11 protein-coding genes are annotated in these 15,381 nt (G+C 71.8%); 6 read left to right on the forward strand and 5 right to left on the reverse strand.

Annotated elements, in window-relative coordinates:
• Positions 1 to 70: 70 nt before the first annotated feature.
• From AC5L36_RS32645 to AC5L36_RS32655, 3 genes are all read right to left on the reverse strand, one after another.
• Positions 71 to 2,407: a thiamine pyrophosphate-dependent enzyme gene (locus AC5L36_RS32645; RefSeq protein ID WP_441222613.1), complete on the reverse strand. Its 2,337-nt coding sequence runs from the start codon at positions 2,405 to 2,407 to the stop codon at positions 71 to 73.
• Positions 2,408 to 3,159: 752 nt separating this feature from the next.
• On the reverse strand, positions 3,160 to 3,825 hold the full coding sequence (locus AC5L36_RS32650; protein WP_441222614.1) for a hypothetical protein: 666 nt from the start codon (positions 3,823 to 3,825) through the stop codon (positions 3,160 to 3,162).
• Between the two features lie 220 nt (positions 3,826 to 4,045).
• Positions 4,046 to 5,377, reverse strand: a complete 1,332-nt coding sequence (locus AC5L36_RS32655) for an MFS transporter (RefSeq protein ID WP_441222615.1) — start codon at positions 5,375 to 5,377, stop codon at positions 4,046 to 4,048.
• 66 nt (positions 5,378 to 5,443) lie between these two features.
• On the opposite strand from AC5L36_RS32655, the gene AC5L36_RS32660 reads away from it, so the two are divergent.
• Positions 5,444 to 6,208, forward strand: a complete 765-nt coding sequence (locus AC5L36_RS32660) for an AraC family transcriptional regulator (RefSeq protein ID WP_441222616.1) — start codon at positions 5,444 to 5,446, stop codon at positions 6,206 to 6,208.
• Here AC5L36_RS32660 and AC5L36_RS32665 read toward each other — a convergent pair.
• Entirely contained in the window at positions 6,185 to 6,844 is a 660-nt protein-coding gene (locus AC5L36_RS32665; RefSeq protein WP_441222617.1) for a DUF6766 family protein, read from the reverse strand. The two genes, AC5L36_RS32660 and AC5L36_RS32665, sit on opposite strands and share 24 nt — an antisense overlap.
• A 115-nt stretch (positions 6,845 to 6,959) precedes the next feature.
• On the opposite strand from AC5L36_RS32665, the gene AC5L36_RS32670 reads away from it, so the two are divergent.
• The gene (locus tag AC5L36_RS32670) at positions 6,960 to 8,540 is read left to right on the forward strand and encodes an alkaline phosphatase D family protein (protein ID WP_441222618.1); all 1,581 of its coding nucleotides are present in this window, start codon (positions 6,960 to 6,962) and stop codon (positions 8,538 to 8,540) included.
• A 312-nt stretch (positions 8,541 to 8,852) separates the two neighbouring features.
• Here the strand turns inward: AC5L36_RS32670 and AC5L36_RS32675 are convergent, their stop codons facing one another.
• On the reverse strand, positions 8,853 to 10,415 hold the full coding sequence (locus AC5L36_RS32675) for a DUF4139 domain-containing protein (protein ID WP_441222619.1): 1,563 nt from the start codon (positions 10,413 to 10,415) through the stop codon (positions 8,853 to 8,855).
• 119 nt (positions 10,416 to 10,534) lie between these two features.
• On the opposite strand from AC5L36_RS32675, the gene AC5L36_RS32680 reads away from it, so the two are divergent.
• The 4 genes from AC5L36_RS32680 to AC5L36_RS32695 all read left to right on the forward strand — a co-directional run bounded on the left by AC5L36_RS32680 (position 10,535) and on the right by AC5L36_RS32695 (position 15,368).
• Positions 10,535 to 10,939 (forward strand): YjbQ family protein, encoded by a 405-nt coding sequence (locus AC5L36_RS32680; protein WP_441222620.1) that lies wholly within the window; start codon positions 10,535 to 10,537, stop codon positions 10,937 to 10,939.
• Positions 10,940 to 11,067: 128 nt separating this feature from the next.
• Positions 11,068 to 13,812: a pyruvate dehydrogenase (acetyl-transferring), homodimeric type gene (gene aceE, locus AC5L36_RS32685; protein WP_441222621.1), complete on the forward strand. Its 2,745-nt coding sequence runs from the start codon at positions 11,068 to 11,070 to the stop codon at positions 13,810 to 13,812.
• Positions 13,813 to 13,848: 36 nt separating this feature from the next.
• On the forward strand, positions 13,849 to 14,328 hold the full coding sequence (locus tag AC5L36_RS32690) for a hypothetical protein (protein ID WP_441222622.1): 480 nt from the start codon (positions 13,849 to 13,851) through the stop codon (positions 14,326 to 14,328).
• Positions 14,325 to 15,368: a winged helix DNA-binding domain-containing protein gene (locus AC5L36_RS32695; protein WP_441222623.1), complete on the forward strand. Its 1,044-nt coding sequence runs from the start codon at positions 14,325 to 14,327 to the stop codon at positions 15,366 to 15,368. Before AC5L36_RS32690 ends, AC5L36_RS32695 begins: the two co-directional genes overlap by 4 nt.
• Positions 15,369 to 15,381 lie beyond the last annotated feature (13 nt).

Below are 15,381 nucleotides of genomic sequence, written 5' to 3' on the forward strand. Positions count from 1 at the left end.
AACCGCCGATAGCGCGTAGTCCACACAGTTGCGTCGCCGCGCGCAAGTGGCGCACCGAGTGGAAGGCAATTTACCGTGCCAAGAGCCCTCGGGCACCCTGGGTGATGGCATCTTCGGTCACGAGCACGTGACGGGCGGCCGGACCTAGCGGGATGAACGAGTCAACTGACGCGATTCGCCGCGCCGCGCCCACGTAGCCGCCATCGACGAGAGCCGCCAAAACACCCTCGCCGACACCGCCGGAACGGCGTGTCTCGTCCACGATGAGCACCCGCCCGGTCGCGGAGGACTCGCGGATGATGTCGGCCACCGGCAGCGGGGCGAGCCACCGCAGGTCCACCACCCGCGCGCCGACGCCCTCGGTGGCCAGGCGGGCGGCGGCCCGCAGCGACATGCGCACCCCGTTGCCGAACGTGATGATCGTGATGTCTTCGGCCGAACCCACGCCGTACACGCGAGCGCGCCCGATCGGCACATGAGCGGCCGACCAGGCATCCGGGGGCAGGTAGGGGGCGAGCCACTCGCCGTCACCCTCCGCGTACAGGTCGCGGGTGTGGTACAGCGCGATCGGCTCCAGGTACACGCACACGCTGCCGTCCACCGCCGCGCTGGCGAGGCAGGTGCGCAGCATCGGCGCGGCGTCGTCCGGCCGGGCCGGCACCGCGACCACGATGCCGGGGATGTCCCGCAGCACCGCCACCGAGTTGTCGTTGTGGAAGTGGCCGCCGAACCCCTCCTGGTACGCGAGGCCGGCGACGCGTACCACCATGGGGTTGCGATAGGCGCCCCGCGAGAAGAACTGCATGGTGGCCGCCTCGCCGCGGATCTGGTCCTCGGCGTTGTGCAGGTAGGCGAGGTACTGGATCTCCGGGACCGGCAGCATGCCGCTCAGGCCGGCACCCAGCCCCAGGCCGAGGATCGAGGTCTCGTCCAGCAGTGTGTCGAAGACCCGGGACGCGCCGAAGCGGTCGCGCAGGCCCTTCGTGACCCCGTACACCCCGCCCTTGACCGCGACGTCCTCGCCGAACGTGGCCATGCTCGGGTTGGCGACCATGCCGTCGGCGAGCGCCGCGTTGATCGTCTGGGCGAGCGTGAGCGGGCCGGCCTCCTCCGGCAGCCGCCCGGAGAAGCCCGCGTCCCGGGCCGGTCCAGAGGGCCCCTCCGCCCGCGCGGCGGCCTCGGAGATCGCCTTCGCCACGCGTACCGGCCGGCGGGGCGCCAGCGGGGCCGCGACGTCGGCCGGACCCTCCAGCTTCGCCTCGCTGAGGACCTCCTCGGCCACTTTGCGGACCTGCCAGCCCACTTCGTCGTAGCGCGAGACGATCTCGTCCGGCCGGGCCAGGCTGGCGGCCACGAGCAGCCGGGCGGTGGCGACGAGCGGGTCGCGGGCCACGTCCCGCTCGATGTCGCCCGGTGTGCGGTAGGCGGTCTCCGCGTCGGCGCCGGCGTGACCCATCAGTCGCACGGTGGTCAGGTGGAGCACGGCGGGCCGCCGGTGCCGCCGCACCCACGCGGCCGCCTCCGTCGCCGCGTCGAACGTCGCGGCCACGTCGCACCCGTCCGCGGCGAAGTACCGGATGCCCGGCCGCGCACGCAGCGCGGCCTCCACCCAGCCCGACGGTGAACGGACGCTGATGCCCAGGCCGTTGTCCTCGCACACGAAGAGCAAGGGCAGGCGCAGGCCGGAGTGGTCGCACCAGCCGGCCGTGTTGAACGCGGCCACCGCGCTCGCGTGGTTGATCGAAGCGTCGCCGAACGAGGACACCGCGATCGCGTCCGCCGGCCACGGCGACCGCGCGTCGAGCTGGGGACGCGCGGCACGCGTGGAACGGGTGGCCGGGCCCAGCCGCCGCAGCCGCTCGATCGCGAACGCGACCCCAACCGCGCGGGGCAGGTGCGAGGCCACCGTGGACGTGGTCGGGATCACGTGGAGATCGGCGTTGCCGAAGACCTTGTGCCGCCCGCCGGCGATCGGCTCCTGGCTCGAGGCCACCATCCCCCGAAGCACGTCACGCGCGGCGGCGGCGACCGCGCCGTCGCCGTTTTCCTCGTCCTTGACCGGCATCGCCTGCGCCACGCGGGCGCAGTAGAACCCGCCCGAGCGGTAGTGCAGCAGGGCCGGATCACTGGGGCGCAGCGCGGCGGCGACGGCGGCGTTGCCCTCGTGGCCCGAGGAGCCGATCGTGTAGAACCCCTCGCCGAAGCTGCGCAGCCAGCGCCCCGCCAGGTCAAGATGACGGCTGGTGAGCTGGGCGTCGAACAGGTCGAGCGCGGCGCTCCCGGTGAGCCCGCTGCCCTCACGCACCGGCGCGCCGGGCTCCTGCTCGCCCGCGGACTCGGCCAGGCCGCCTACCGCCTCTCGGAAGCGCTGATCCAAATCTTGAGGGGTCGTCACGGTGCACAGCATTACCGACCGGAGCCAACCCCGGCCACCCGGAGCGTCCGCCGGCCGCTCAGATCCGGCCACTCCGGCGCCCGGCTCACGCTGGAGGCGATCACGAAACGACCTGCCACGCGTGGGGCGTGGCAGGTCGCGTATTTCCGTCCATGGGTCGTGCAATTTGTGATTGTCAAATGCCAGTTGCCTTCTGCCAAATACACCGGCCCTTATATTCCGGATGCAGGTAGCACTTATCCGGTGCCGCGACCACGACCGACACGGCCGAGGCCGGAGCCGCGACCGCTGGAGCCGCGACGGCGGCCGTGCTGGCGAGTATGACGGACGCGATCACGAGGACGCCGCGAGCTAACAGTCCGGCCACGCTGACTCAAACCTCTTTTCATTCTTGGGCACGACGATGTGCCGGCCTTTAAGGAAGGCCGCTTTCTGGTTTAGGCGATGTGGATGACGTCAGGCACCACTACGTTGTGCTGGCTGCCTCCCAGTCGGTAACGTCACTCCACCACTTGGCCAAGGCCCGGTTCCCTTGGTTGCCTTGCGCCAACGGAGATCGACGTTAGTACTCCGCAGGACTGGAAGCAACACCTTTGGGGCATCTCGCCCAACGTGCCCATTGCGTTACGAATTGTTGGTCGTCGCTCAAAACAAATAGGTCCACAAATATTTACGTGCGCAAATCATTGACGAACCGCCCATACACGGGACACCTAAAGTGAGCGGGCCTCGGCAATTGCGCCGGGCCCGCTCGCTCGCCGGATTCACTCGTCGGGTGGTGCCTCACATGCGATGCCATCACCGTCGCGGTCGAGGTCGTACGGATCGTTGTTCGGGTCGAGACGGAACGGCCGCTCCTTGAAGTCTTCGCAGTCCGGGTCGTCCGACTCACCTGACCCGGGCGGCGGTTCGCAGGCGATGCCGTCGCCGTCCGCGTCGAGGTTGTCCGGGTCGTTGTTCGGGTCGATCGGGAAGGACTGGCGTTCGAAGTCGGCGCAGTCCCGGTCGCCGTTCCTGGGCATCGGTGGGCCGACCATCGGCGGCCGGCTGGTCTCGGCAGGCGCTGCCGCGCTCTCCGCGGCGGCGGGCTCCTCCGCCACCTCAGGTGCGGTCTCTACCCCAGGCGGCGAAGGCTCGGACGACGCCGGCGGGGCGATGGCCGCATCATCCTCGGCGGCCGGTGCCTCGGCGGTAGGCGAGGACGACGGGATCGGGACGCGGATGCCGTCGGCGGCGGGGACATCCAGCTCGGTGGTGGCCGGCTCCGCGGTCAGCGGCGTTGCTGACGGCATCACTACGGCGTCTGACGCGAGTGCGAGCGCGGGCGCGCCCGTCTCCATGGCCGCGCCCAGGCCGACCGCCAGCGCGAGGCCGGCTGCCCCGCACAGGCCGACGGCGGCGGACCGCCATGGATGCGTGGATGCGTACATGAGCATGAGGGTGACGCCGGCCCCGGCCCGGCCGGGCCGGAACGCGGGAAGTCGCCGCCCGCCGCCCGCCCGGCGCGCATAATGCCCGGCCCACGCCCGGGAGGCGCTCACCGCCCGCCGGACCTACGCCCGGGACGCGCTCACCGCCCGCCGCCCCACGCCCGGGAGGCGTTCACCGCCCGCCGCCCCTACGGCCCAGGGCGGCACCGCCCGCCTCGGCTCACGCCCGGGAGGCGCTCACCGCGCCGCCGCACAGCAGGGCCGCGATCAAGACCGTGACCAGCGCGAACGACCCCGTTCCCAGGTACACCGCGCCGAGCGCGGACACGCCCAGCACGCTCGCGAGCAGGGCGCCGGTCGACACCAGCGCGGAGAAGGACGCGGCCTGCTCGGGGCGGATGAGCGGGGAGATCCGGGTGACCAGCGGCGTGAAGCCGGCCGCGTGGCCGGCGCCGCCGACCAGCAGCAGGCCGCTGCCGACGATCCAGGGCCAGCCGGTACGCCCGACGGCCGCGGTCGCCAGCGCCGCCGCCCCAAACGCCAGCGGGCCGACCACCGACACCGCCCGCGCGGGCAGGCGGCGGGCCAGCAGGCTGCTCGTCGCGAAGCCGGTCGCGTACGGCACGAACGCGAGCCCCGCCGCCAGCGCGCCGAAGCCCAGCGTGTCCTGGAGGTGGAGCGTCAGCGTGAAGAGGAACGCGGCGTAGCAGCCCATCACCGCGCAGCAGGCGGCCAGCCCGCGCCGCACCGGGCGTACGGCCAGCACCGCGAGGTCGACCAGCGGCGCCGCCACCCGCCGCTCATGGCGGACGAACGCCGCCAGCAGCGCCGCGCCGGCCCCGAGCGGGAGGGCCCACGCCCAGGCCGGCCAGCCCTGTTCGCGCCCGAGCACGAGCGGGAGAACGACGCCGACCATCGCCGCGGAGAGCAGCCACACGCCGGTCAGGTCGAGGCGTGCCGGCGTGGGCGTGCCGGCCGGCAGCAGGCGCGGGCCGAGCACGAGCAGGACGAGCCCGACCGGCACGTTCACGAGGAACGCCGGCCGCCACGACAACCCGCCCAGGTCGACGCTCACCACCAGGCCGCCGACGATCTGGCCGGCCGCGACGCCGAGGGCGAGGATCATCGAGTACAGGCCGATCGCCCGCGCCCGCGCCGCGCTGTCCAAGCGGATCTGGATCAGCGAGAGCACCTGGGGCGTCATGATCGCGGCGGCTGTGCCCTGCGCGATCCGCGCGGCGACGAGAAACGCGGCCCCGGGCGCGAGGCCGCACGCCAGCGACGTCACGGTGAAACCGCCCAAACCGATCAAAAACACGCGCTGGTACCCGTACCGCGCGCCGATCCGGGCGCCGGTGACCACGAGCACGGCGAACGCCAGCGTGTACCCGGCCAGCACCAGCTGCTGCACCGCCCCGCTCCCGCCGAGGTCGGCCCGGATGGCGGGCGCGGCGACCGCCACGATCGAGTTGTCCATCGACGCCATGGCCTGGCCGGTGAGCAGGACGGCGAGCATCGTCCCCGCGCGCGGCCGGGAGTCGAGTGTGGTCACGGCGGCAACTCTGCGTCCGGCCGGCGGGGGCGGTCTTGAACATCCTTGCGGGCATACGCTGGCCGCATGCGCGCCACCCGGCTGCTGGTCGACCGCCCTGACTTCAGCGTCAGCGCGGTGACCTGCCGCGACGACCACGCGCGGTGGTCGCCGCCCGAGCCCGTCCCGGGGTACGGCGTGGTGCTGGTCCGCTCCGGCGGCTTCCGCCGGAAGGGGCGGGGCGGCGAGGTGCTCGCCGACCGCACGGTGGGCTACGCGACGTCACCGGGAGACGAGGAGCGTTTCGCCCACCCGTACGGCGGCGACGAGTGCACGTCGATCCGGCTCGGCCCCGACCTGTGGCGCGGGCATGCCGGGCCGATCTACGTGGACGCCCGGCTCGACCTGGCCCACCGGCTGCTGTGGCGCGAGACGCACGGCGACGACCCGGACTTCGCGGTGGCCGAGCGGCTGGTCCAGCTGCTGGACGGCACGCCGGCACACAGCGCCGGCGACGGCGACCGGGAGACCGTCGAGCGGGCGCGCGAGGCGATCCGCGCGGGCCACCCGGACGCGGCCGGCCTGGTGCCGCTGGCCCGGCTCGTGGGCGTGTCGCCGTACCGGCTCAGCAGGTCGTTCCACGCGGTGGTCGGCGCGCCGCTCACGCGATACCGCAACAGGGTGCGGGTGGGCGCGGCGCTGGACCGGATCGAGCAGGGTGAGTCGAGCCTGGCCCGCCTGGCTTTTGATCTTGGTTTCGCCGACCAGGCCCACCTGACACGGACCGTGCGCGCCCACCTCGGCCACACGCCGCGCCAGCTCCAGCGGCTACTCGCCGGTGTGCGCGTGTGACTTGACCACCGGCTTCGACTGCGGCGAGCCGTGCTGCCGCAGCACGATGCTGAGCACGATCAGGCAGCCGACCGCGAGGAACTCGCTCTGCCAGTTCTGCATCGACTGGAACCAGAAGTCGCTGGTGGTCAGGAACTTCGCCGCGCTGATCGGGGGCGCGCCGCTCTCCAACGCCTGCTGCTCGTTGTACTCGGCCGTGCCGCCGAGCAGGTGGATGACGAACGAGAGCACGAAGAGCCCGAGCAGCGCGATGGAGAGGCTGTTGCGGTAGATCGTGTTCGCGAGCCCGTGCCGCTTCGCCAGCGCGGGCGAGTGGGGACCGGCCTTCTCGGGGTAGTCCTCGGCCCGGTCCTGCTCGTCGAGCGGCTTGGACTCCGGCGAGCCGCGCTGCACGAGGTACGCGGTCAGCAGCACGTAGGAGCCCATCTGGAGAAACTCGGACTCCCAGTTTTCGAAGACCGCCTCGACGAAGTGTCCGGTGCCGAGATACGCCCAGTAACCGTCGGCGGGGTGGCCGTACTGAGCCAGCTCCTCGTTGCGTACATGCCACCCGAAAATGCTCTGTAGCAGGAGGAACACGAAGAAAGCGCCAAACATCACCAGGGAGAGGGCGTTGAACCAGATCCACCTGCGCATGAACCGCTTCTACCCAGATCCGTCCGGCCTGAATACACGCCCTGTTCGGCGTGGGTTCAACATCAACAGTGAGGCTGCCGGGGTCGGTATTCGTCGATCCCTGGGGAGGAAAACGATGCCCATATCCCGGCGTACCCTCATCGTCGGTGGCGTGGCGGCCGGCGCGGCCGCCGCCGCCCTGCCCGGCACGGCGGCCTCGGCCTCCGGCGGTCCACTCCGGACCGACCCGTTCACGCTCGGCGTGGCCTCCGGCGACCCGGACCACGACGGCTTCGTCCTCTGGACCCGCCTAGCCCCACGGCCGCTCGCCGAAGACGGCCTCGGCGGCATGCCCGACCGCCCCGTCGCGGTGCAGTGGGAGCTCGCCGCCGACGAGCGCTTCCGCCACGTGGTCCGCCGCGGCGTGGCGCTCGCCCGCCCGCAGGCCGCGCACAGCGTCCACGTCGAGCTCAACGGGCTGCCGCCCGGCCGCGAGTTCTTCTACCGGTTCAAGGCCGACCGCCACGTCTCACCGGTGGGCCGCACCCGCACCGCGCCGGCGCCTTGGACGCTGGGCGGCGCACTCGCGATGGCGTTCGTCTCCTGCTCGCAGTACGAGCACGGCTACTTCACCGCGTACCGGCGACTGGCCGAGGAGGAGCCGGACCTGGTACTCCACCTGGGCGACTACCAGTACGAGTACACGAAGGACACGTACAACATCCCGGGTGGCAACCCGCGCGACCACGAAGGCCCGGAGACCGAGACGCTGGCCAACTACCGGCAGCGGCACGCGCAGTACAAGGCGGACGCCGACCTCCAGGCCGCGCACGCGGCGGCGCCGTGGCTGGTGGTCTGGGACGACCACGAGGTGGACAACAACTGGGCCGACGAGGTGCCGGAGAACCCCGACGTCCCGCAGCCCCACTTCCTCGCCCGGCGCGCGGCGGCGTTCCAGGCGTACTGGGAGAACATGCCGCTGCGCCGCACCTCGATCCCGCGCGGCATCGACATGCGGCTGTACCGGCGGATCCAGTGGGGCCGGCTGGCGACGTTCCACATGCTCGACACCCGCCAGTACCGCGACGACCAGGGCTGCGGCGACGGCTACAAGGACTGCCCGGCCGCGTACGACCCGGCCCGCTCGATCACCGGCCCGGAGCAGGAGGCCTGGCTGCTCGACGGCTTCCGCCGCTCGTCCGCCCGCTGGGACATCCTCGGCCAGCAGGTCTTCTTCGCGCAGCGGGACAACAACGCCGGCCCGGCGACCGTGACGAGCCAGGACTCCTGGGACGGGTACGCGGCCTCGCGCGACCGGATCACCCGCGGGTGGCTCGCCGCCGGCGTGCGCAACCCGGTCGTGCTCACCGGCGACGTGCACGCGCACTGGGCCAGCGACCTCAAGCTCGACTACGCCGACCCGACCTCGCGGACGGTGGGATCCGAGCTGGTCTGCTCCTCGATCACGTCGGGCGGCAACGGCGCCGACTCCGACCCGGCGACCCACCCGTTCCTGGCGATCAACCCGCACCTGCGCTTCTACAACAACCAGCGCGGGTACGTCTCCACCAAGATCAGGGCAGACCGGCTGGACGCCGACTTCAAGGTCGTACCCCAGGTGACCACGCCCGGCGCGCCGGTCTACACGCGCGCTTCGTACACAATCGAGGACCGGGTGCCCGGCCTCCACCAGACGTATCTGCGCCCGCTTGGCTAGGGGTTCGTCAGAGGGATTTCCCGGGTCCGCGTCAGCGGCGGACCGCTGCTCCCGCCGGAGACCGCGGCGGCCGGCGGCTCGCGGAGCGAGCCGAAATCCCCGGCCGCCGCTGCCGCCTCCGCGCGCCAAGCCCAACTCGCAGGGCTGCCCTCAAGAGGGCTGCCCTCTTGGGGCAGCGGCAGCCGAAGGGCGGGCGGGGTGAGGCCGCGGGAGCAACGGCCTGGACCACGACGAGCATCGCGGTAGCTCAAATATCCGAGGGGTCTCAAGACCACGGAACGGCAGAGACCTCGACGTCGAACGCTTTCTGGATCACTCCCGCCAGCCGGACATCTCCACACCCCGGGCGAGCTCCACGCGGAGGCCCATGTGCACTTCCTTGGTCTCGCCCGGGGCCAGCTCCAGCTTCCAGCTCAGCACACCCAGGTCGGTGCGGTCGGCCGGGTTGGGATCGACCTTGAACGCCCGCACCGTGATCCCCTCGTCACGGGAGACCGGGATCTGGTCGAGCACCGTCACGTTGGCCGGTCGGGGCGTGTGGTTGGCGACCGTGGTCCGGTACTCCACCTCGCGGCGCCGGGTCGAGCCGAGCGCCGCCTTCGTGGCCGAACGCCGGGTCAGCTTGCGCTCCACCCGGATCCGGTCGTCGAGGCCCAGGGCGAGCTCCACCTCCTCGCCCGGCGCCCAGGTCTCCAGCCGGGTGCTACCGACGAAGTCGGCGTCGTGGAAGACCGAGGCAGGACCGGGCAGCAGCGTGTGGGCCGAGGTGTTGACCGCGGTCGCGCGCAGGTGGGCGTCGGGCGACTGGGCCGGCGCGGTCACGTAGTCGAGCCGCGCGCCGAGCTCGAGCACCGCCACGGTGGCCCGGTGGGACGAGCCGTCGGCGGGCACCGCCACCGGATGTTCCGGCCGGTACGTAGCCGCGGCGATGCCCTGCTCGACCACGCCGGTGCTCTCGCCGAGCAGCGCCAACTCCTCCTCGCTGAAGGCATCCGTCACCGCCCCGCCCGAGGCCGGGGCGGGCGCCGCCGCGGCCCGCATCATGTCCTTGCTCCGGTACGCGGCCACGGCCCGCGCGACCGGAAGCGGACGGATCCGGTCGAGGTACCAGGGGTCGAGCTCCGGCACGGTCGTCGTGGTCGCCGGGCGGGCCGTCGAGAGCACCAGCTCGCACTCCGGCCAGTCTTCCCCGGTGTGCTGGGTGACCAGCCCGAACCAGGTGACCGCCAGCCGCTCGTCGTCGAGGCGCACGTCGTACGTGGACTCCCAGCCGGCGCCGCCCACCACGTACGACAGCTCCAGCTCGACACCTTCCTCGGCGGAGACGTCGAGGGTGACCGCGGCGGCCAGCTGGTCCGGCGCCCGCTTGCCGGTGAGCTGGGCGAGCCGGCGGTCGAGCGCGGCCTGCCGGTCGCGGGCCTCCGCGGCGCGGCGGGTGAGGTCTCGCCGGCGGGCCTGGCCGCTGGCGAGCTGCTCGGCGGTCGAGTCGGCGAACGCGGCGACGGCCGCCGGGTCGGACTCGCCGGCGGCGACCGTGCGGGCATAGGTGGAGGCGGCGCGCTGAGCCAGCGTGGTGATGAACTCCGCGCGCTGGATCTCCACCGCCTCGGCGTCGGCGAGCTCGACCAGCTCGGCGGCGACCGCCCGGCGGGCCTCCTCGACCTCGGCGACCGTCTCGTCGGCGGAGCGGGCCTGGTGGCGGACGACCACATCGACGCCGAGCACGGTGGCTGGGCCGTGGCCGCCGACCCGGACCGAGTCGCGGTGCAGCCCGAGCGGCAGCGGTCCGATGTGGACCGTGCTCGTGCCGGCGGGCGGCCGCAGCTTGCCCCGCCGGGTGACCCGGGCCCGGTCCGGATATACCGTGACGGCCACGATGGGGGCGTCGAGTATCACGCGGCCACTTCCGCGCCGGCTAGGAGCCGCGGGCGACACACGACGGTGACGGACCGGTTTTCCGGTTTGCTTTCCACGGGGTCCAACATACTGGCGCGATGCACACAGAGGTGATCACCGTGCGGACCGGTGGGCGCGCCACAGTCCGCGACATCACGGGCGAGGCGGCGGCCTTCGTCGATGGCCAGGGCGACGGGCTGCTGCACGTCTTCGTGCCGCACGCCACCGCCGGCGTGGCGATCATCGAGACCGGCGCCGGCTCGGACGACGACCTGCTGACCGCCCTCGACGCGGTGCTGCCCACCGACGACCGGTGGCGTCACCGGCACGGCGCCAAGGGGCACGGGCGGGATCACGTGGTGCCGGCGTTCGTCGCGCCCTACGCCTCCCTGCCGGTGATCGCCGGGCGGATCGCGCTGGGCACCTGGCAGTCGATCTGCCTCGTCGACACCAACGGCGACAACCCCACCCGGGAGGTCCGGCTCTCGTTCCTCCCAGGTTGACGCTTTGTTACCGCTCGGTACATGTGTCGAGCGTCGCGTAGGGGTCCACCAGGCGTGACGGAGCCCTTTGCGCAAGGCAGGATGGAAGGCTACAGAGACCCATCACACACAATGCAGAGGGAGCGCTGGTGGCTACCGAACGCAAGCGCCCGGTGATCAGCGATGGCCTGCCGAGCCAGCTTCTCGACATCGATCCCGAGGAGACCCGCGAGTGGATCGAGTCGCTCGACGCGGTCATCGACGAGCGAGGTGCCAAACGCGCCCGCTACGTCATGCTGAGCCTGCTCGAACGCGCCCGCGAGCGCCAGGTCGGGGTCCCACCCCTGACCACGACCGACTACATCAACACCATCCCGCCCGAGCAGGAGCCCTGGTTCCCGGGTGACGAGTTCGTCGAGCGGCGCATCCGGGCCTACATCCGGTGGAACGCCGCGATGCTCGTGCACCGCGCCCAGCGCCCGGAGATCGGCGTCGGCGGGCACATCTCGACGTACGCGAGTGCCGCCTCGCTCTACGAGGTCGGCATGAACCACTTCTTCCGCGGCAAGAGCCACCCGGGCGGCGGCGACCACATCTTCTTCCAGGGCCACGCCTCCCCCGGCATGTACGCGCGGGCGTTCCTGGAGGGGCGGCTGGGCGAAGACCGGCTCGACGGGTTCCGCCAGGAGCTCTCGCACGCGGGGCCGGGCCGCGGCCTGCCCAGCTACCCGCACCCGCGGCTGATGCCGGACTTCTGGGAGTTCCCGACGGTATCGATGGGCCTTGGCCCGCTCAACGCGATCTACCAGGCCCGGTTCAACCGCTACCTGCACCACCGGGGCATCAAGGACACGTCCGACCAGCACGTATGGGCGTTCCTCGGCGACGGTGAGATGGACGAGGTCGAGTCGCTCGGCGCGATCGGGCTGGCCGCCCGCGAAGAGCTCGACAACCTGACCTTCGTGATCAACTGCAACCTCCAGCGCCTCGACGGCCCGGTGCGCGGCAACGGAAAGATCATCCAGGAGTTGGAGGCCTTCTTCCGCGGCGCCGGGTGGAATGTGATCAAGGTGATCTGGGGCCGCGAGTGGGACCCGCTGCTCGCCGCCGACACCGACGGCGCGCTGGTCAACCTCATGAACACCACGCCCGACGGCGACTACCAGACCTACAAGGCCGAGTCCGGGGCGTTCGTTCGCGAGCACTTCTTCGGCCGCGACCCCCGCACCCGCAAGATGGTCGAGCACATGAGCGACGAGGAGATCTGGAACCTCAAGCGCGGCGGTCACGACTACCGCAAGCTCTACGGGGCGTACAAGGCGGCGACCGAGCACACCGGCCAGCCGACCGTGATCCTCGCCAAGACGATCAAGGGCTGGACGCTCGGCTCGCACTTCGAGGGCCGCAACGCCACCCACCAGATGAAGAAGCTGACGCTCGACGACCTCAAGTCGTTCCGCGACCGCCTCTACCTGGACATCCCCGACTCGGCGCTGGAGTCCAACCCCTACCTGCCCCCTTACTACCACCCGGGTGAGAAGTCGGACGAGGTGCAGTACCTGCGGGAGCGGCGCGAGCAGCTCGGCGGCTACCTGCCGACGCGGCGCACGACCACGATCCCGCTGCGAATTCCGGGCCCGGAGCGGTTCGCCGACGTCAAGCGCGGCTCGGGCAAGCAGAAGGTGGCCACGACGATGGCCTTCGTCCGCCTGCTGAAGGACGTGATGAAGGACAAGGAGTTCGGCAAGCGGTGGGTGCCGATCATTCCGGACGAGGCCCGCACGTTCGGCATGGACTCGCTCTTCCCGACCCAGAAGATCTACTCGCCGCACGGGCAGAAGTACACGTCCGTCGACCGCGAGCTCTTCCTGTCGTACAAGGAGGCGACCGCCGGGCAGATCCTGCACGAGGGCATCAACGAGGCCGGCTCGGTCGCGTCGTTCACGGCCGCCGGCACCTCGTACGCCACGCACGGCGAGCCGATGATCCCGCTGTACATCTTCTACTCGATGTTCGGCTTCCAGCGCACCGGTGACGGGTTCTGGGCGGCGGCCGACCAGATGGCCCGCGGCTTCGTGCTCGGCGCCACGGCGGGTCGCACCACGCTCAACGGCGAGGGCCTCCAGCACGAAGACGGCCATTCGCACCTGATCGCGGCGACCAACCCGGCCGTCGTGGCGTACGACCCGGCGTTCGCGTTCGAGATCGCGCACATCGTCGAAGACGGCTTGCACCGCATGTACGGCGAGCAGTCCGAGCCGATCTTCTACTACCTGACCGTCTACAACGAGCCGATCCTCCAGCCGGCCGAGCCGGAAAACCTCGACGTCGAGGGCGTCAAGCGGGGCATCTACCGCTACTCGCCGGCGCCCAGCGTCGAGGGGCCGAAGGCGCAGATCCTCGCCTCCGGCACGGGCATGCAGTGGGCCCTCAAGGCCCAGCAGCTGCTCGCCCAGGATTGGGGCGTGGCGGCCGACGTGTGGTCGGTGACGTCCTGGACCGAGCTGCGCCGCGACGCCGTGCAGACCGAGGAGTACAACCTGCTCCACCCGGGCAGCCCGGCACGCACGCCGTACATCAAGTCGAAGCTGGCCGAGGCGCCGGGCCCGGTCGTGGCGGTCAGTGACTGGATGCGGGCGGTGCCGGATCTGATCTCCCGGTGGCTGCCCGGCGACTACACCTCGCTCGGCACGGACGGCTTCGGCCTCTCCGACACGCGGCACGCGCTGCGCCGGCACTTCCACGTCGACGCCGAGTCGATCGCGGTGGCCACGCTGCGCCAGCTCGCCGTCCGCGGGGAGATCCCGGCGGCGGTGCCGGCCGAGGCGGCCAAGAAGTACGCGATCGACGACGTCAACGCCGCCCCGGTCGGCGAGACCGGCGGCGACAGCTGACCCCACCGTTTGTTCCGTGCGGCTTACCTTGATCGGGTGAGCCGCATGGAATGGGTGGTCTTCGACCGGCGGGATCCGTCGGTCGTGGTCGAGCTCATCCGCGGGGTCGCCGCCAGCGGCGACCCCGGGGAGTACGGCGACGGCGTCGAGGTGGTCCTCGAAGCGCCGGCGCCGTCGTTCCTGCGCGACATCTTCGGTGCCGAGCCGGCGAGCGCACACATCGCCGTCACCAAGCCCGGCGGCGAGGTCGGCTACCCGTTCCACGTGCGGCTGGTCAGCGACCAGGGCGGCGACGCCGGGCGGCGCGCGCCCCGGCGGGATGGCTGGGCGATCAGCAACTCGGCCGGCCTCGCGTTCCTCATGCAGAAGGGCGTGGCGGGCGCCCCGTACGACTGGGCCGACCTGGTGGAGGGCGCGATCGCCGCACTCACCGCGCTGCGCACCGACGCCGGCGACCCCGGCTGGCGGGCCGCGGTGGATCGCACAGTGTTCCGGGCGTATTGGGATAAATCATGAATTGGCAGCAAGTTCTCCGCTGGCGTATCGAACGGCAGTTCCTCGGCGGTTCGCCGGCCGACGACGCGGTGACGGCGGCGCGGCGGCTGAGCGGGGTGCACGCCCAGCTCGCCGCCTCCGCGGTGACCGCGCTCGACCTGCGGGTCGCCGGCGGCGCCACCGCCGAGAGCGTCGACGCCGAGCTGTGGGAGACGAAGCGGCTGGTCAAGACCTGGGCCGCGCGCGGCACCCTGCATCTGCTGCCCGCCGCCGACCTGCCGACGTGGGTGGCCGCGATGTCCACCCGCACCCGCGAGACCACCGGCTCCTGGCTGCGCTACCACGGGGTGACCGCCGAGCAGATGGCGGACATCATCGCCGCGATGCCCGACGTGCTCGGCGGCGAGCCACTCACCCGCGAGGAGCTGGCCGGCGCGATCATCAAGGCCACCCGGCACAAGGACCTGCGCGAGCCCCTCACCCAGGGCTTCGGCGCGGTGCTCAAGCCGCTCGCGTTTCGCGGCCTGCTCTGCTCGGGGCCGCCGCGCGGGCGCAACGTCACGTTCGTCGCGCCGCGCGCCTGGCTGCGGGAGTGGGACGAGGTGGACACCGAGGCGGCGATCGACACGCTGACGCTGGCGTACCTGGGCACGTACGGCCCGTCGACCGCGGACGAGTTCAGCCGCTGGTTCGACCTGAAGCCGGCGCTGGCGAAGAAGTCGTTCGCGCGGCTGGCCGACCAGCTCGTCGAGGTCGACGGCGGCGCGCTGGTGGCCGAGTTGGCCGGCGAGGTGGCGAAGAAACGGCCCTTGTCGGTGCGGTTGTTGCCGGCCTTCGACCCGTACACGGTGGCCAGCCTGCGCCAAGCCGACCGGGTGGTGACCGGGCCGAACAAGGCCAAGGTCTCCCGCCCGCAGGGGTGGATCTCGCCGGTGCTCGTGGTCGACGGTCGCATCGAGGGCGTGTGGGAGGGCGATACGGTGACCCCGTTCGCCCCGCTGGAAAGGTCGGTCCGTTCGGCCCTGACGAAGGGGTTCCCGGAGGTCAGCGTCGCAGACTAGAGTGCGAGGATCT

The organism is Phytohabitans sp. LZ39, from assembly GCF_059359075.1.